General features: G+C 47.1%; 11 protein-coding genes, 15 tRNA genes and 2 rRNA genes. All 28 read right to left on the reverse strand.

The window, feature by feature from the left end:
- Positions 1–50 precede the first annotated feature (50 nt).
- A complete protein-coding gene (locus GCU48_RS05945; RefSeq protein WP_025718580.1) occupies positions 51–362 on the reverse strand; it encodes a LiaF transmembrane domain-containing protein in 312 nt (103 codons plus the stop codon).
- A gap of 130 nt (positions 363–492) precedes the next feature.
- Positions 493–1,716 carry an MFS transporter gene (locus GCU48_RS05950; RefSeq protein ID WP_152379401.1) on the reverse strand — a complete coding sequence of 408 codons (1,224 nt, stop codon included), beginning with the start codon at positions 1,714–1,716 and terminating at the stop codon, positions 493–495.
- A gap of 151 nt (positions 1,717–1,867) precedes the next feature.
- The gene (locus GCU48_RS05955; RefSeq protein WP_152379402.1) at positions 1,868–2,419 is read right to left on the reverse strand and encodes a TetR/AcrR family transcriptional regulator; all 552 of its coding nucleotides are present in this window, start codon (positions 2,417–2,419) and stop codon (positions 1,868–1,870) included.
- Positions 2,420–2,603: 184 nt separating this feature from the next.
- A tRNA-Leu gene (locus GCU48_RS05960) sits at positions 2,604–2,682 on the reverse strand.
- 12 nt (positions 2,683–2,694) lie between these two features.
- Positions 2,695–2,769 (reverse strand) — tRNA-Cys (locus tag GCU48_RS05965).
- Between the two features lie 12 nt (positions 2,770–2,781).
- A tRNA-Gly gene (locus tag GCU48_RS05970) sits at positions 2,782–2,853 on the reverse strand.
- 7 nt (positions 2,854–2,860) lie between these two features.
- A tRNA-Gln gene (locus GCU48_RS05975) sits at positions 2,861–2,935 on the reverse strand.
- 9 nt (positions 2,936–2,944) lie between these two features.
- A tRNA-His gene (locus GCU48_RS05980) sits at positions 2,945–3,017 on the reverse strand.
- A gap of 17 nt (positions 3,018–3,034) precedes the next feature.
- A tRNA-Trp gene (locus GCU48_RS05985) sits at positions 3,035–3,108 on the reverse strand.
- A gap of 7 nt (positions 3,109–3,115) precedes the next feature.
- A tRNA-Tyr gene (locus tag GCU48_RS05990) sits at positions 3,116–3,201 on the reverse strand.
- 4 nt (positions 3,202–3,205) lie between these two features.
- Positions 3,206–3,281, reverse strand: a tRNA-Thr gene (locus tag GCU48_RS05995).
- A gap of 23 nt (positions 3,282–3,304) precedes the next feature.
- Positions 3,305–3,377 (reverse strand) — tRNA-Phe (locus GCU48_RS06000).
- A gap of 37 nt (positions 3,378–3,414) precedes the next feature.
- Positions 3,415–3,491: transfer RNA gene (locus GCU48_RS06005), tRNA-Asp, on the reverse strand.
- Between the two features lie 15 nt (positions 3,492–3,506).
- Positions 3,507–3,583 (reverse strand) — tRNA-Met (locus GCU48_RS06010).
- Between the two features lie 31 nt (positions 3,584–3,614).
- A tRNA-Val gene (locus tag GCU48_RS06015) sits at positions 3,615–3,690 on the reverse strand.
- Between the two features lie 71 nt (positions 3,691–3,761).
- Positions 3,762–3,833 (reverse strand) — tRNA-Glu (locus GCU48_RS06020).
- Positions 3,834–3,850: 17 nt separating this feature from the next.
- Positions 3,851–3,942: transfer RNA gene (locus tag GCU48_RS06025), tRNA-Ser, on the reverse strand.
- A 3-nt stretch (positions 3,943–3,945) separates the two neighbouring features.
- A tRNA-Asn gene (locus GCU48_RS06030) sits at positions 3,946–4,021 on the reverse strand.
- 66 nt (positions 4,022–4,087) lie between these two features.
- Positions 4,088–7,015 (reverse strand): 23S ribosomal RNA (locus tag GCU48_RS06035).
- A 356-nt stretch (positions 7,016–7,371) separates the two neighbouring features.
- Positions 7,372–8,927, reverse strand: a 16S ribosomal RNA gene (locus GCU48_RS06040).
- Together the 16S and 23S rRNA genes with 15 tRNA genes alongside form the textbook arrangement of a ribosomal RNA operon.
- Before the next feature lie 475 nt (positions 8,928–9,402).
- Positions 9,403–10,281 carry a nucleotidyltransferase-like protein gene (locus tag GCU48_RS06045; protein ID WP_244316094.1) on the reverse strand — a complete coding sequence of 293 codons (879 nt, stop codon included), beginning with the start codon at positions 10,279–10,281 and terminating at the stop codon, positions 9,403–9,405.
- Positions 10,282–10,387: 106 nt separating this feature from the next.
- A complete protein-coding gene (locus tag GCU48_RS06050; RefSeq protein ID WP_152379404.1) occupies positions 10,388–12,106 on the reverse strand; it encodes a glycosyl hydrolase family 18 protein in 1,719 nt (572 codons plus the stop codon).
- Between the two features lie 168 nt (positions 12,107–12,274).
- Positions 12,275–12,706: a peroxide-responsive transcriptional repressor PerR gene (gene perR / locus GCU48_RS06055; protein ID WP_152379405.1), complete on the reverse strand. Its 432-nt coding sequence runs from the start codon at positions 12,704–12,706 to the stop codon at positions 12,275–12,277.
- Between the two features lie 107 nt (positions 12,707–12,813).
- Positions 12,814–14,217 (reverse strand): DUF4097 family beta strand repeat-containing protein, encoded by a 1,404-nt coding sequence (locus GCU48_RS06060; protein ID WP_152379406.1) that lies wholly within the window; start codon positions 14,215–14,217, stop codon positions 12,814–12,816.
- Positions 14,218–14,224: 7 nt separating this feature from the next.
- On the reverse strand, positions 14,225–14,878 hold the full coding sequence (locus GCU48_RS06065) for a hypothetical protein (protein ID WP_152379407.1): 654 nt from the start codon (positions 14,876–14,878) through the stop codon (positions 14,225–14,227).
- An 82-nt stretch (positions 14,879–14,960) separates the two neighbouring features.
- Positions 14,961–15,671 carry an MgtC/SapB family protein gene (locus GCU48_RS06070; RefSeq protein ID WP_152379408.1) on the reverse strand — a complete coding sequence of 237 codons (711 nt, stop codon included), beginning with the start codon at positions 15,669–15,671 and terminating at the stop codon, positions 14,961–14,963.
- A gap of 59 nt (positions 15,672–15,730) precedes the next feature.
- Positions 15,731–16,192, reverse strand: a complete 462-nt coding sequence (locus GCU48_RS06075) for a GNAT family N-acetyltransferase (protein WP_152379409.1) — start codon at positions 16,190–16,192, stop codon at positions 15,731–15,733.
- A 99-nt stretch (positions 16,193–16,291) separates the two neighbouring features.
- The gene (gene gatB / locus GCU48_RS06080; RefSeq protein ID WP_152379410.1) at positions 16,292–17,737 is read right to left on the reverse strand and encodes an Asp-tRNA(Asn)/Glu-tRNA(Gln) amidotransferase subunit GatB; all 1,446 of its coding nucleotides are present in this window, start codon (positions 17,735–17,737) and stop codon (positions 16,292–16,294) included.
- Between the last annotated feature and the right edge of the window lie 20 nt (positions 17,738–17,757).

The following is a 17,757-nucleotide window of genomic DNA, read 5'->3' on the forward strand; positions in this document are numbered from 1 at the left end:
TTTAACACTCGTTGTTTTCCTACAATTTCTTCATTCATCAAGCTGCTAGATCAGTAGCGTCTTCTGCGGTCACTCAGCATGGAAACCCCAAATATGATTAACCCAATTGCTAGCAGTGGCCCAATAAGCCAGGACAGTTTGCCGAGTAAAATCAGTATGCCGAGCACAAGTACGATCCAGCCGAAGAGCGCATTTCCTCTTTTCACACCATAGTAGCCCAGCATGATCATGGCTATCGGAATTAAGTAACCAATCAGATGTCCTACAAAGTGACCGAAAAACGGAGTAAACTTACCGAGCAGCATAATCGAACCTAACACGATCAATACAATTGCCAAGCTATTCCCTTTGTTAACTCTCATCATCTCTCACCGCCTTTCACTGTGTCTTGCTTATGTCCTTATTGTACGCTGATCAAGCGTTCGGCAAAACGGACTCCAGACGGTTTTCGAACCTAGACCTAAGTCTGGGATATATACAGACCTGCGGCTATCAGCCTCTACGTTGTTCTGCTGCACGAGCTGTTGATCTTGGTTCTCCCGCTTGCTTATAGCGGAGTGAAAGAACGAGACACACCAATAATGCTACCGCTGCAACCATATAAGGCATATTTATATGAACATCAAACAGTAGCCCTGCAATCAGCGGTCCAATCACATTCCCCAAACTTGTATAGGAAGAGTTCATTCCTGCCACAAACCCTTGCTCATCCCCGGCCTGTCGCGATAGAGAAGTGCTTACTGCCGGACGAAGGATATCCATAGCCAGAAAAATAATGAAGGTCGTCAGCATGATCATCACATACTGTTCAGCAAACAGCGTTAGAAAAATGAACAATCCCCCAACAGCCAAACAGCAGTGAATTACTTTTTTCTCTCCAAAACGATTAATGATCCAGCCAAATATAGTTGCTTGAACAACCGCACCTAAAATAGAGCCTGTCGTAATAATGATCGCGATATCCATCGGTGTAAAACCATATTTATGATCAACAAACAGTCCAAATACCGTTTCAAAGTTTGCCAGTCCAAATGCAACGACAAACACAATCAGTAAACCCATGAAATAAGGAGAACGATATGACTTGGCAAATTGCTGAAAAAGATTTTCACTTTGACGTGGAAGCTCTCTATTGTATTGCTGCTTTTCCTTGCCTAAGGATTCGGGCAGCACCAGCCAGGACAAGATAGCAGCTATCCCCGCAGCTCCTGCGGCTGCAAAAAATGGAATACGTATTCCATGTGTGGCAAGCAGACCGCCAATCCCTGGCCCAATAATAAAGCCTGTGTTGATTGCTGCATTGATCATACCCATTCCCTTTCCTCTTTCTTCGAATGAGGTCACGTCAGCGACATAAGCCATAATAGAAGGAGTAAGAAGCGCTGCTCCTACCCCGCCCATGATTCGTGCAACAAACAAGATTGGAACAGAACTAGCAAGTCCGAAAACAAGCTCAGATAACATAAAAACGATCATGCCAGAGACAATCAATTTTTTACGTCCATAACGATCAGACCACTTTCCCGATGATGGTGATAATAAAAGCTGTGTCAACGCAAAAGCTGCAACCATCAGCCCCATCGATGAGCCATTCATCCCTAACTCACTTATAAACTTAGGTAAAACAGGCACAACCAAGCCGATCCCCATAAATGCCAAAAAAATATTAAGCATCAACAAAAGCATAGCTCCCCGGTTCCTCGTCAGTATAGACATATTCCACCATTCCTTTTCTGTATCTCTTTTATTTATGTTTCTTAAACTTGCTTACGGTATGTTCGAAAACAATAAAACTAAAAATGTTTTGTTAGTTTTATTATAAAAAAATAGCCTCTTCAAATATGTAACATATCATAGAGGCCATTTTCTATTTTTCCACCAGTCCGAATAACAAAATATCTACAATAGAATAAATAGCATCCTCTACCGTGACGCTGTTATCCAGAAAAAAACGCTGATCGAGCGTTAAATTTATAGAATCAATGATAAGTCTCATGATGAGAGCCTCATTTTTGTTTACAATAATCCCTTCTCGGATGCCCTGCTGTATTAATGTTCTGATCTGGGGCCAATCATTCAAATCGTTATGCACTTTTTTCCAGTGCTCAGGGTAATATTTCTTCATTTGATCCAGTATTCGTAGATCATAAAACTCATAATACTGTGGTATAACCCTAATCGACTGCTTAATCTTCTCTAACAAAGTTAATTGATCATTTCCGACAATTTGCTCGGTTTTTCGAATCATATCATCATTCGTCCGCTCTATGAGCGTTTCTAAAATGAGTGTTTTAGACGAAAAATGTTCATATAAGGTGCGCTTACTAATAGCAAGTCTTTTCGCAAGATCATCCATGGTAAACTTCAAACCATTTTCATGCGCTTCCTCTACAAAAGCTTCTAAAATCCTTTCCTTCATACTCATCCCTCATTCCTTTTACACTCAATAAAACTAGAAATGTTTTTTCAGTACCATCATCTTACTAACTAATAAGGACCCGTCAAATTTAATATCCATATTACTCTTATTATCAGAATCATAAATACGAATAATAAAAAGGATGATAAAAATGCTAATAAGCACTTTTATCATCCTTTTTGTATACCGGCGAGAGGACTCGAACCTCCACGGTTTCCCACTCGATTTTGAGTCGAGCGCGTCTGCCATTCCGCCACGCCGGCATATTCAAATTATGGAGGCGCCACCCAGATTTGAACTGGGGAATAAAGCTTTTGCAGAGCTTTGCCTTACCACTTGGCTATGGCGCCAGAGTATAACAAAGCGGACGACGGGAATCGAACCCGCGACCCTCGCCTTGGCAAGGCGATGCTCTACCGCTGAGCCACGTCCGCATAAAGATGGCTGGGGATATAGGATTTGAACCTATGCATGACGGAGTCAAAGTCCGTTGCCTTACCGCTTGGCTAATCCCCAATACTAAAGGGCGGCCGATGGGGCTTGAACCCACGAATGCCGGAGTCACAGTCCGGTGCGTTAACCACTTCGCCACGACCGCCACAGGTAATGAATATTTGGCAGGGGCAGCAGGAATTGAACCCACACCAACGGTTTTGGAGACCGTTGTTCTACCTTTAAACTATGCCCCTATAAAACTGGTGGAGGATGATGGATTCGAACCACCGAACCCGTAAGGGAGCAGATTTACAGTCTGATGCGTTTGGCCACTTCGCTAATCCTCCAAAATGGTGCCGGCGAGAGGACTTGAACCCCCAACCTACTGATTACAAGTCAGTTGCTCTACCAGTTGAGCTACACCGGCACAAAAAAATATTCACTTAAAAGTGGCTCGGGACGGAATCGAACCGCCGACACGAGGATTTTCAGTCCTCTGCTCTACCGACTGAGCTACCGAGCCTTATAATAAGGCTCTTCTTCAAACAATGTATTACTAATGGCGGAACTGACGGGATTCGAACCCGCGATCTCCTGCGTGACAGGCAGGCATGTTAGGCCTCTACACCACAGTTCCATAATAAAATTTAATTGGTTGCGGGGGCAGGATTTGAACCTGCGACCTTCGGGTTATGAGCCCGACGAGCTACCGAACTGCTCCACCCCGCGTCAGTAAAAGAGATATCTTTTAAATTATTAATGGTGGAGGCTGAGGGGATCGAACCCCCGACCCTCTGCTTGTAAGGCAGATGCTCTCCCAGCTGAGCTAAGCCTCCACAATTGGAACACTTCTCATATTATACCATAATGAACTTTTTATTTCAAGCTCTTTGTGGATTTTTTTTAATGACCCGTAGGGGATTCGAACCCCTGTTACCTCCGTGAAAGGGAGGTGTCTTAACCCCTTGACCAACGGGCCATACAATAAAATAATTCTGGCGGAGAGAGAGGGATTCGAACCCTCGAGACGCTTTTGGCGCCTACACGATTTCCAATCGTGCTCCTTCGGCCAACTCGGACACCTCTCCATATGGCTCCCCGAACAGGACTCGAACCTGTGACAACTCGATTAACAGTCGAGTGCTCTACCAACTGAGCTATCAGGGAATATTAAGCATTGTTTCAAGGTTACACCCTGAAAACTGGATCCGAAACTTCATTGCGTTTTATCTTTAGGATAAGCCCTCGACCGATTAGTATTGGTCAGCTCCATGCATTACTGCACTTCCACCCCCAACCTATCTACCTCGTCGTCTTCAAGGGGTCTTACATACTGGGAAATCTCATCTTGAGGGGGGCTTCACGCTTAGATGCTTTCAGCGCTTATCCCTTCCGTACATAGCTACCCAGCGGTGCTCCTGGCGGAACAACTGGTACACCAGCGGTACGTCCATCCCGGTCCTCTCGTACTAAGGACAGCTCCTCTCAAATTTCCTACGCCCACGACAGATAGGGACCGAACTGTCTCACGACGTTCTGAACCCAGCTCGCGTACCGCTTTAATGGGCGAACAGCCCAACCCTTGGGACCTACTTCAGCCCCAGGATGCGATGAGCCGACATCGAGGTGCCAAACCTCCCCGTCGATGTGGACTCTTGGGGGAGATAAGCCTGTTATCCCCAGGGTAGCTTTTATCCGTTGAGCGATGGCCCTTCCATGCGGTACCACCGGATCACTAAGCCCGACTTTCGTCCCTGCTCGACTTGTAGGTCTCGCAGTCAAGCTCCCTTCTGCCTTTGCACTCTTCGAATGATTTCCAACCATTCTGAGGGAACCTTGGGGCGCCTCCGTTACTCTTTAGGAGGCGACCGCCCCAGTCAAACTGCCCACCTGACACTGTCCTCGTACCGGATCACGGTACCAAGTTAGAACCTAGATACGATCAGGGTGGTATCCCAAGGATGCCTCCCTTCAAGCTGGCGCTCAAAGTTCTACGGCTCCCACCTATCCTGTACAGATCGTACCCAAATTCAATATCAAGCTGCAGTAAAGCTCCATGGGGTCTTTCCGTCTTGTCGCGGGTAACCTGCATCTTCACAGGTATTAAAATTTCACCGGATCTCTCGTTGAGACAGCGCCCAAGTCGTTACGCCATTCGTGCGGGTCAGAATTTACCTGACAAGGAATTTCGCTACCTTAGGACCGTTATAGTTACGGCCGCCGTTTACTGGGGCTTCGGTTCATAGCTTCGCTCCGAAGAGCTTACCACTCCCCTTAACCTTCCAGCACCGGGCAGGCGTCAGCCCGTATACTTCGCCTTGCGGCTTCGCACAGACCTGTGTTTTTGCTAAACAGTCGCTTGGGCCTTTTCACTGCGGCCCCCTCGGGCTATTCACCCTACCGAGGCACCCCTTCTCCCGAAGTTACGGGGTCATTTTGCCGAGTTCCTTAACGAGAGTTCTTCCGCGCGCCTTAGAATTCTCTTCTCGCCTACCTGTGTCGGTTTGCGGTACGGGCACCTTCTCCTGGCTAGAGGCTTTTCTTGGCAGTCTGAGATCATGACCTTCGCTACTATAATTTTCGCTCCCCATCACAGCCCAGCCTTACGATGTGCGGATTTGCCTACACACCAGCCTCACTGCTTAGACGGACATCCATCAGTCCGCGTCACTACCCTACTGCGTCACCCCATCGCTCATAACGGATTACGGTGGTACAGGAATTTCCACCTGTTGTCCTTCGACTACGCCTATCGGCCTCGCCTTAGGTCCCGACTTACCCTGAGCGGACGAACCTTCCTCAGGAACCCTTAGGCTTTCGGCGGATCTGATTCTCACAGATCTTTTCGTTACTCATACCGGCATTCTCACTTGAATGCAGTCCAGCGCTCCTTCCGGTACACCTTCAACCCGCATTCAACGCTCCCCTACCCCTGATGCAAAGCATCAAGCCATAGCTTCGGTGGTGTGTTTAGCCCCGTTACATTTTCGGCGCAGAGTCACTCGACCAGTGAGCTATTACGCACTCTTTCAATGGTGGCTGCTTCTAAGCCAACATCCTGGTTGTCTGTGCAACTCCACATCCTTTCCCACTTAACACACACTTGGGGACCTTAGCTGATGGTCTGGGCTGTTTCCCTTTTGACAATGGATCTTAGCACTCACTGTCTGACTCCCGGAACTAAATCTATGGCATTCGGAGTTTGACTGAGCTTGGTAACCCTTGCGGGCCCCGCACCCAATCAGTGCTCTACCTCCACGATTCTTCTTTCCGAGGCTAGCCCTAAAGCTATTTCGGGGAGAACCAGCTATCTCCGGGTTCGATTGGAATTTCTCCGCTACCCCCACCTCATCCCCGCATTTTTCAACATGCGTGGGTTCGGGCCTCCAGTGCGTGTTACCGCACCTTCACCCTGGACAGGGGTAGATCACCCGGTTTCGGGTCTACGTCCACGTACTCATTCGCCCTATTCAGACTCGCTTTCGCTGCGGCTTCAGCTCTTCACCTTAACCTTGCACGGGAACGTAACTCGCCGGTTCATTCTACAAAAGGCACGCCATCACCCATAGATCGGGCTCTGACTTCTTGTAAGCACACGGTTTCAGGATCTATTTCACTCCCCTTCCGGGGTGCTTTTCACCTTTCCCTCACGGTACTGCTTCACTATCGGTCGCCAGGGAGTATTTAGCCTTGGCAGATGGTCCTGCCGGATTCATACGGGGTTTCACGTGCCCCGCACTACTCGGGATCCGTCTCGGAGGGAACCAGTTTTGAACTACAGGGCTTTTACCTTCTCTGGCGGGCCTTTCCAGACCTCTTCATCTAACCGGTTCCTTTGTAACTCCATGTGAGACGTCCCACAACCCCAGGGAGCAAGCTCCCTGGTTTGGGCTAATCCGCGTTCGCTCGCCGCTACTGACGGAATCACTATTGTTTTCTCTTCCTCAGGGTACTTAGATGTTTCAGTTCCCCTGGTCTGCCTCTCACTCACCTATGAATTCAGTAAGTAGTGACTGTCGATGAAGACAGCCGGGTTTCCCCATTCGGACATCCCCGGATCAAAGCTTGCTTACAGCTCCCCGAGGCTTTATCGTTGTTCGCCACGTCCTTCGTCGGCTCCTGGCGCCTAGGCATCCTCCGTGTGCTCTTTGTAGCTTAACCTAGTATTTACATCGTAAATACGATTTGCTTTGAATTTCGGATCGACACGAATGTGTGAATGAAATCCAAGGCTGCTACCTTTATTTCACTTGTTTACACAAGATCAGCGTAAAGGAATATTCTAAAACGCAATTTCGTTTCGGTATCCAGTTTTCAAGGTGCACGTTCTCCGATGTAAACCCGGAAAAAGATCATATCATGTTCAACTGTACTTGACTACAAGCACATGTTGGAAATGATACTTGAGAGTTTGAGCTCTCAAAACTGAGCAACGAGTGAGTAACAGGCCGAGACCTGATTTGGAAGCTTGCGCTTCATATTTGAATGTTTCCATCGCAGGAAACGATTCTCCATAGAAAGGAGGTGATCCAGCCGCACCTTCCGATACGGCTACCTTGTTACGACTTCACCCCAATCATCTACCCCACCTTCGGCGGCTGGCCCCCTTGCGGGTTACCCCACCGACTTCGGGTGTTGTAAACTCTCGTGGTGTGACGGGCGGTGTGTACAAGACCCGGGAACGTATTCACCGCGACATGCTGATCCGCGATTACTAGCAATTCCGACTTCATGCAGGCGAGTTGCAGCCTGCAATCCGAACTGAGACCGGCTTTTCTAGGATTCGCTCCAGATCGCTCCTTCGCTTCCCGTTGTACCGGCCATTGTAGTACGTGTGTAGCCCAGGTCATAAGGGGCATGATGATTTGACGTCATCCCCACCTTCCTCCGGTTTGTCACCGGCAGTCTGCTTAGAGTGCCCAGCTTGACCTGCTGGCAACTAAGCATAAGGGTTGCGCTCGTTGCGGGACTTAACCCAACATCTCACGACACGAGCTGACGACAACCATGCACCACCTGTCTCCTCTGTCCCGAAGGAAAGGTCTATCTCTAGACCGGTCAGAGGGATGTCAAGACCTGGTAAGGTTCTTCGCGTTGCTTCGAATTAAACCACATACTCCACTGCTTGTGCGGGTCCCCGTCAATTCCTTTGAGTTTCAGTCTTGCGACCGTACTCCCCAGGCGGAATGCTTAATGTGTTAACTTCGGCACCAAGGGTATCGAAACCCCTAACACCTAGCATTCATCGTTTACGGCGTGGACTACCAGGGTATCTAATCCTGTTTGCTCCCCACGCTTTCGCGCCTCAGCGTCAGTTACAGCCCAGAGAGTCGCCTTCGCCACTGGTGTTCCTCCACATCTCTACGCATTTCACCGCTACACGTGGAATTCCACTCTCCTCTTCTGCACTCAAGCTCCCCAGTTTCCAGTGCGACCCGAAGTTGAGCCTCGGGATTAAACACCAGACTTAAAGAACCGCCTGCGCGCGCTTTACGCCCAATAATTCCGGACAACGCTTGCCCCCTACGTATTACCGCGGCTGCTGGCACGTAGTTAGCCGGGGCTTTCTTCTCAGGTACCGTCACTCTTGTAGCAGTTACTCTACAAGACGTTCTTCCCTGGCAACAGAGCTTTACGATCCGAAAACCTTCATCACTCACGCGGCGTTGCTCCGTCAGGCTTTCGCCCATTGCGGAAGATTCCCTACTGCTGCCTCCCGTAGGAGTCTGGGCCGTGTCTCAGTCCCAGTGTGGCCGATCACCCTCTCAGGTCGGCTACGCATCGTCGCCTTGGTAGGCCTTTACCCCACCAACTAGCTAATGCGCCGCAGGCCCATCCACAAGTGACAGATTGCTCCGTCTTTCCTCCTTCTCCCATGCAGGAAAAGGATGTATCGGGTATTAGCTACCGTTTCCGGTAGTTATCCCTGTCTTGTGGGCAGGTTGCCTACGTGTTACTCACCCGTCCGCCGCTAGGTTCGTTAGAAGCAAGCTTCTAGTAAACCCCGCTCGACTTGCATGTATTAGGCACGCCGCCAGCGTTCGTCCTGAGCCAGGATCAAACTCTCCAATAAAGACCAACCGAGGTTGGTTATAGAAAGAGCGATTAGCTCATTTGAAACTGACGAGATAAAATATCTCAATGTTGATTTTGCGAACAAAATCATTTACTCACTCGTTGTTCAGTTTTCAAAGATCAAACCTGCATTATTGACTTACTTTTGTTCTTACTTTGTTTCACCACCGCGTCTCAGCGGCGACTTAAATAATGTAACACATAACCTCATTTTTCGTCAAGCACTTTTTTTAAATTTATTTTTTCACTTCATTTTTTTGCTTGATTGCAACACGCTTATCCTGCTTTAATCAGTTCTAAATTATTCATGCTGCTTCATGGGGCGAGTTATAACTTAGCACATATTTAATATACTCGTCAACCTAAATTGATAATTTATATGTTTTAAGCCACTTATAACTTTATCCAAATGAAAAAAAGGAAGAAAAGTCAGCTTAACGACCTTTCTTCCTGACAAAACTGATCTTGCTCAATCAAATAAGAGAGTAACGCAGCTCACGACGATGCGTGCGATCTATAAAGCCCCCAGCACTTGATTCCTTAATGAGTGAACGGTACACCAGTTTGCGAAGCACGACGGTAAGATCCAGTTGGAGATTTTTTAGCTCAGGATGATTAATGAGTTCATCTATAGACCAAGGCTCACGTCTGCTACCTAATATGCGGAATAGCGGGGAAGAGCACTCTTTCATTTTAGACATAACTGAAAATTCGCAAGCAAGCAGTACCAGTTCAATCCGCTGCTCCAAAGTTTCCATACTCAATGTGAGCTCGTTATACAGCTTATAGACTGTTCGATCCAACGGCTGTACCTGAAGCCATAAATGTACCTTCGGATAAATCCCCCGCTCAATGAGTTCAATTGAGGCCCAATGATCCAACGCCTTCAAGACACTTTGATACGCGTCAATGGTTCGACCTTCTCGTATTGCTCTTTTACCATGAACGTAATTGACCAGGAAGCGAGAAAACTCATGAAACCTCTTTTGCTCCCGCAGCGGTTCATTGAATTCGACAATTTCCTGTCTTAAAAGACGGACCCTGTCATCTCTCTCCCAAACGATACGTCCTTCCAGCAAATAATCTATAACGTTGGCATATTCACCAGCGATAATCCAGCCCTTCAAACAAGCAAGTGATACATGCAACACCTGACATCTTAATCCATCAATAAGTAAATGCTGTATGAACCTGGCTGGTTGCTGGCCTTCTCCAATAATTAGAATAAGTTCATCAAAGTCGTACAACATCGCTCCGTGAAAAAACTCTCCCGGTTTCCTGTACGAAATAACACCTATCGAATTTTTCTGCAACAATTCATCATACATCAAGTTTAATTTGGTTTGCTGCACTTCTCCCTCCATACCTGCAAGGCGGCTTAACCGCTAAATTTGGATATATGTGAACACTTCTACATAAAGAAACAACTTCCTTCTTCAATTGTATAATTTTTTATGCTTATTTACTTATTTCTTTTAAAGTCTCCCATGCGTTTTTATCTGCAAAGGACCGACTCCACACACCAATTCCTCCGAGTTTCAGGGATTTGGCAAGTTCCACTCTCGCCTCCAGAGACACCCGATCCTCCAGCCAAATCTTTTTGACCACACCGTCTTCAGTATACTCCACATAATTTTGACCTTCGGAAGCTCTGAATTTAGGCTTTAATTTAAACTTTTCTACGATGGCCGCTGCTGATTCCATACCAAGTGATTTAGAGGTAACCTTAATCTTCCCTTTGTCAGGAGTCTCCGACCAAACACGGGTATATAACGGAATTCCCAGCACTACTTTTTGCGACGGGACTTCGTCCTCCTGAAGAATTCGCTTCATTGACGCTTCCGTCCACGGCAGCGAGGCCACAGAACCTGCCTTGGGACTGGCAGCCCAATGTTCATCATACGCCATTACCATAAGGTAATCTGTAATACTCCCCAATGATTTTCGATCTAAAAAAGCAGACCACATCTCACTCTGAGATTTGGGCGTAACATCAACGGATAATATCAAATTATGTTCCCGAGCCATTGGCTTAAGCTCCCGCAAGAATTGGGTAACATTAGGTCCGTCCTTCATATGAACATTTTCAAAATCAATATTAATGCCGTCCAGGTCATATTCTTGGGCATATGAAATCATCTGATCCACAATTGACTTTCGCCGTTCAAAGGTAGACAATGCTTCTGTCGTTAGTTCGGGATTAAAGCTGTTGCTCAGTAAGCCCCATACCTCCATCCCCTGACGATGCGCCCAACTGACATAAGCCGAATCAGCCTTGCTTTCTACAGTACCCTCCTGATCAACGACACTGAACCATGTGGGACTCACTACATTGACCCCGGGCATAGGATCAAATGTAGAAGGATTGGGCTTACGATTATAGACAGCCTCCCAAGCTAGGTTAACTGGTCTACCCTCCCAATGCTTCTCCGAGATGGACAAAACGTCCTTAACTGAAGGCACCGCAAGCTCTCCACCTTCAGAGACATTGTCTACCTTGACGTATCCTGCATAGCCATTATCCAATTGCACAAAATACCAATCGCCCTGTTTGGACCAAATCCGCACCTTCGTTTGCTGAGATATATCTGTCAAAATAAAAGATAGGCTAGAGGCATCTTTACGCAAAGCGATTTTATCATCCTGCCCCCCATCTTTCTTTTCTACACTTCCCAATTTGACCTTATCCCCGGCTCTCATCAGGATGACTGCACCTGTCACCGGATCTTCGTGAACGGACACACCATATACTTCACGAACAGCTTGTATCGGGATGTACAATTCACCGCTAATCACTTGCGGGGTTGCGGTCAGCGCATATGCTTTACCATTTAGCTCTCCTTGCGACTTCGAAACGTTCATATGGAGCAGGTTTTGTCTTGTCGCCAAAATGATGGTCTGGTTCTCATCCTCATACCGAATAGTAGGATCAATTTGATTTTGTACTAGCTTGAGGGGAATCAGCATATTCTTGCCGGAGTTCTGAGCCTCATACCCTGTTAACTTGCCCTGAATAAAAATAGGACGCACACTGCCTTGCCAATCGGGTTTCTCATGCAAGGGATTACCATACCTTACGACAGTAATTGTGCAGATGATCGCTGCAAACAATAACAAGCCTGCCGCTCCTTTGAATCGTGAACGCTTACGACGACGTCTGGAATGATTTCTGACCAATATTAAACCTCCATTATATAAACTTTGGATTTCTGGATATTGTAAACTTGATAGATTACATAAAAAAGTGAGTTAAACAAAAAAACGCGGTAAATCCCCACTTATGGGGAATTCCTCACGTTTCCAATCCATTACAATATATGCATGCTCATCAAAAAGCTTCTATTCCTACGTTTGTTTGTTATTACAATCTTTGCATACTCCGTATAACTCCATACGGTGTCCACGTACCTCGAAGCCTGTCTCCAACGCGGCATGGCCTTCCACCTCAGCCAAATAAGGATAACTGAAATCCTCAATTTTCCCGCATTTTTCGCAAATGATATGATAGTGCTCCGAAACATTGGCATCGTAACGACTGGCGTTATCTCCATAGGTCAACTCATGTACCATACCCGCTTCTATAAACATCTTTAAGTTATTATAAACCGTAGCCACACTCATGCTTGGAAACTTGGATTCGAGCGCTCGATATATTTCATCTGCGGTCGGATGCCCCATAGATTCCATCAAATAGTTTAATATGGCATGGCGCTGGGGTGTTATGCGTACACCTGTCTTCTTCAGAAGTTCCAAAGCATGCTGGACGCGTGCTGCCATATATGTCCACCGCCTTATCCCTTACTTACGATCCTATCCATGTATAATCCATCTATTTACAGCCCATCTAGACATACTCACATTGTACGGTCTACCGAAGTTTCTTGTCAACGCGCTGTAGTATCGCCGGATGTGTCTGTGGAGGTATCTGTAACAGAGGCTTCCGGTTCAACTAGAGAGCCTTCAGATGGATCAGGCACAGTCGGACTCCCAGCCCCATTTAAATCAGGCAACGTCAGCATTAGTAATCTTTTAATCATTAAATTACTGTTCCCCTCTACGTTGATCAAATATTTGCCTGTCCCGTTTTGGCCCGAAATACTTTTACTGTCTATCTTAAATGGAAACTCGGATTGCAGATTACCATAACTGCTGGAGCCCTCTAACTGAAAATCTCCGTTCGACGGAAGATCTAAAGCAATATCACCGACGGCGCTGTATATTTTCCAATCTCCACCCACCTGCTCGCTATGCACCTTGATCGCACCATTAAGCGAATTTGCATTCAGCTTGGCTGTAGAGTTCAGCACATTAATATCACCATTTTGCGTATCCGTCGTGATATCTCCTTTTGAGCGTGCGACTTGAACATCACCTACTACCGTGTACAGCGCCACAGCTCCTTCAATATCCCCTGCCTGCATGTCGCCACGGTTTGTTCGCATATCTACATCTCCGGTAATCCGGTGCAATTTAACCTGACCGTTCAGGGTGGACCCTTTGACATTCCCGATAGCATCATTGACGATGAGATTCCCATTGCCGCTCTCAAGCCGGATGCTGTCGATGGCATCTACTCCGTTCAAGGTAATATTCCCGTTGGAGGTTCTGATCTGCATATTGAAGCGCCGATCCTCCGGTACTGTAATCAGCATATTCATACGGGGCTGGCGCTTGCTGGATGCTCCATATGACTGAACCTCCGGACGGATCTGAATGGTCTTGCCGTCGGTAGAAGTCAGTGAGGAAGCCTGGGCAATCTTGTCCGCTTCAGCGGCAGGTGCCTGATCCACCCACAGGGTCCCACGCACCTCTATATTAGACACAGGCCGTCTGATCAGCGTTATATCACCATTAACCGAATCAACCACTAAATCGGACGTCTGCATGGTTACAGGCACCAGCATACCGCCCATATCAAATCGGTTCTCTTTAGCCTGGCTAAAATCCATGGAGGCTGACGCCAGATTGAGACTGACCCGGTTCCACAGGTACATATAATGATTTTGCTGGGTCACGATAAAAACGGAGGCTGCTACTACCAAGGCAGAGAAAATCCCTTTAAGATCAGGTCTGAAACGCCTACCATTGTCAGACTTGCCCTCATTGCGGTAGTACACACCAAAAAAAATAAGATACTCCAGTCCCCAAAGCACGAAAATTACGGGCCACCATACAAGGAGCTGAAGCATATATTCAGTATTTTGAAGCACATCTGCGATAAGCAGAACACCTACCGCTATCAACAGAAGCGAAGAGGTGTAGCGCCCGACTCTTATTTTACGGTGCACGCCAGCTTCACCCTCTTTCCTTCAACTTTTTCCTCTTATAAGATAGGACAATTTCTCGCAGAAAAATGAATAAACCGATCAGTATTAATAAGAGGGCCAGCGTCAGGAACCCATAATCCTCAAAAAAAATGCTCAGCCAGCGAGGCTTCATGCGGAACAGAATCATAAGTCCACCTCCTGCTACCAGCAGTACGGCAAAAGCAAAGCCTCGCTCCCATACATAAAAAGGACTACTTTGCTGACCTCTGGCATCCATTCGTGCATAACGATCTGGCTTACGGCGGTAACGAACCATGTAATCTGCTGATTGTAAGACGTCATATACATTGTAAAAATACAAAACAGGTATAAATAATCCAAGTAAAATAAGCAACGGGATGTTGATCCGCAAGCCATCGGAGGAAACATACAGCATCGCAAAAATATCTAACAGGAGCAATACAATAAATGTAAGCCCCCTTATAAATAACCCCAAAAACAGATGCCCTAGTCCAGGTATCAACACTGCCATCATAATGGCAATCACTTTGCGAAATCTAGCGTATTTTAGACGTTTCCCCTGTGAGGGTTGTTCCCGCTGTTCTGACCCTAGTAGACGCCGTGTCTCTCCAGACGGTAACGGTTGTTCCGAGTTCATGCCATCCTCCCCTTTGAATTCCATACGTGTTCCGTTGAAAATGTCTTCATGGTTAAATAGTACCCCAATCGGATTTAAGAGTAACTGGAAAATACGTGGTAACCCTTCATTCTACGGAAACTGCCGCTACATCTTCCCATTGTCGAAGCTCAGCTGCAATACGCACTGGATCAAAATCGTGGCGGGTCAATACTTCCAAGGACACTTCCATACTCTGCTGATTCGGGTGCTCATGAAAAGGCACATGCTCATGTTCCTTAATCGTTATTTTGCGTATTTCTACTTTTTCTTGTTTTAAATAATTCGAAATTTGCTCCAGTAATCCATGAGAGGACAATCCGTACAAAGTAATCAGGTGAGGTTCGCGTCCACGCATATACCGCAGTTCGACTTTGTTAAATACCCTTAAATTTAAAAACACAAGCACCGTCGCTACAATAGACGGAAAATAAAAACCCGCTCCAACACCTAGGCCAATAGCGGCCACCACCCAAATGGAAGCGGCTGTTGTTAAGCCGGTGATGGATTTGCCTGTAAACAAGATTGTCCCTGCGCCCAAAAAGCCTACGCCAGTAATCACCGCTGCAGCCAAACGTGCTGGATCTACGCGCACATTGGCTTGTTTAATAAAATCGTCAAAACCATAAATGGAGAGCAGCATAATCAGTGTCGAACCCAGGCTGACCATAATATGGGTTCTCAAACCGGCAGCGTGATTGGAGCGTTCACGTTCAAAGCCAATGAATCCACCGAGAAGCATGGATAGTACAAGCCGTAAAATGATATGTGAATCATCGATAATCCACGGATTATTCACTCGAATCTCTCCTCCCGGTGATGTTGCGCTCCCTTCATCAGGTGCGCGGTTTGTGAGCATTATCCCACGTTATGCAGATGGTAGGTGGTTAATTCCACGTCTGGAGCGACCTCAGCCGCTGACACGGGGCGAAAGCCATGTTTTTGATAGAGGGCCACCGCAGGAGTATTTAAAGTTCCTGTGGAGACGATAAACAGCGGTATATGACGATGTTCATTCAAAACATGCTTCATTAAGGAGTCCGCAATCCCTTTACGAAAATGATCCGGATGAACCATCATACGTGTAAGAGTAAGCGAACCAGGCGACTCAGACTGCACAGCCAGCGCACCTAACAGCTCGTCATCCTCCATCCAGCCATAAAAGGACTCACCACAGCTTTTCAGCGTATCAAATGTATCCATGAGGGGCGGAATCTCGTCAAACCCAATTAGCTCCGCTTCCAGCCTATAAGCAAGGTGTTGCAGACACCATATCTGGCTTACGATATCATCGTCTTTTAATGAACACAGGGTAACCATGCTGTTTTCCCTCCTAAAGGAAACTCATAATTTTTCTCATCGTCTATACAAAAAGAGGCCTGTCCCTTAAAGACAAGCCCCCCTGTCAAAACTATGCCATTAGCGATTCAGCACTTCAGTCAGCAATTTATTGGCGAGACCAGGGTTTGCTTTACCCTTGCTCTCCTTCATTACTTGACCAACCAGGAAGCCGATGGCCTTTTGCTTGCCGGCTTTGTAATCCTCCACCGATTGCGGGTTAGCCGCTACAACCTGTTCGACGATCGTCAGGACCGCACCCTCATCACTGATTTGCACAAGCCCTTTTTCTTCAACAATTTGCTGTGGAAGCTTATCACTCTCCAGCATTTCCTTGAAGACCGTTTTAGCGATTTTGCTATTAATCGTCCCCTTCTCCAGCAGTCCGATCATTTCACCCAAGCCCCGACCTGTCAGTTTAACCTGCGACAACTCTACACCGGCACTATTCAAATAGCCGAGCAAATCCCCCATAATCCAGTTGGATACTGCTTTGGCATCCTTGGTATGTTGAAGGCTATCCTCGAACAAATCAGCCAATGGCTTGGAGGACGTAATCACCTGTGCATCATACTCAGGCAATCCATATTCCGAAGTGTAGCGTGCTTTACGCTGGTCAGGCAGTTCAGGAATCGAAGCACGGATGCGCTCTTTCCATTCCTCATCAATATGCAGTGTAACAAGATCCGGGTCCGGGAAATAACGATAGTCATGCGCCTGTTCCTTGCCACGCATGGACAGGGTTTTACCTTGGGCCTCATCCCAACGACGTGTCTCCTGTACAATCGTTCCGCCTTCCTCCAGCGTCTGCTCCTGCCGGAACTGCTCATATTCCAGTCCGCGCTGTACGCCACGGAAGGAGTTCATGTTTTTCAGTTCCGCTTTGGTACCCAGCTCTTTTTGTCCACGTGGACGAAGACTGATGTTCGCGTCACAGCGAAGTGAGCCTTCTTCCATCTTCACATCGGATACATCACAATACTGCATGATGGCACGTATTTTTTCCAGATAAGCCTTGGCCTCTTCCGGCGAAGAGATTTCCGGCTCCGAAACGATTTCAACCAATGGTGTACCGACCCGGTTAAAATCAACCAGTGACGCATAACCGCCATCCACATGGGTTAATTTACCTGCGTCTTCTTCCAGATGCAGTCGAGTTATGCCGATACGTTTGGTCTCACCGTTCACCTCAATATCAATCCAGCCGTTCTCGCCGATGGGTTGATCGTATTGCGAGATTTGGTAAGCTTTCGGTGAATCGGGATAAAAATAGTTTTTGCGGTCAAACTTGCTCACATCAGCAATGGTACAATTGAGCGCCATCGCAGCTTTCATCGCATAATCGACGGCCTGACGGTTCAGTACCGGCAATACTCCTGGATGTCCGAGACATACTGGACATGTATGTGAGTTTGGCGGTGCTCCGAAGGATGTCGAGCATCCGCAAAATATTTTGGACTTCGTATGCAATTCCACATGGACTTCAAGTCCGATGACCGTCTCATACTTGGATGTAGTTGTAGACATGAATGGGTTCCCTCCTTTTC

The sequence above is a fragment of the Paenibacillus brasilensis genome (assembly GCF_009363115.1).
Lineage (GTDB): Bacteria > Bacillota > Bacilli > Paenibacillales > Paenibacillaceae > Paenibacillus > Paenibacillus brasilensis.

What these genes read in the sequence shown, in the direction of transcription:
- GCU48_RS05950 (WP_152379401.1), bottom strand. Translation starts at nt 1,716, where the DNA reads ATGTCTATACTGACGAGGAACCGGGGAGCTATGCTTTTGTTGATGCTT.
- GCU48_RS05955 (WP_152379402.1), bottom strand. Translation starts at nt 2,419, where the DNA reads ATGAAGGAAAGGATTTTAGAAGCTTTTGTAGAGGAAGCGCATGAAAAT.
- gatB (WP_152379410.1), bottom strand. Translation starts at nt 17,737, where the DNA reads ATGTCTACAACTACATCCAAGTATGAGACGGTCATCGGACTTGAAGTC.
- GCU48_RS05945 (WP_025718580.1), bottom strand. Translation starts at nt 362, where the DNA reads ATGAGAGTTAACAAAGGGAATAGCTTGGCAATTGTATTGATCGTGTTA.
- GCU48_RS06065 (WP_152379407.1), bottom strand. Translation starts at nt 14,878, where the DNA reads ATGGAATTCAAAGGGGAGGATGGCATGAACTCGGAACAACCGTTACCG.
- GCU48_RS06075 (WP_152379409.1), bottom strand. Translation starts at nt 16,192, where the DNA reads ATGGTTACCCTGTGTTCATTAAAAGACGATGATATCGTAAGCCAGATA.
- perR (WP_152379405.1), bottom strand. Translation starts at nt 12,706, where the DNA reads ATGGCAGCACGCGTCCAGCATGCTTTGGAACTTCTGAAGAAGACAGGT.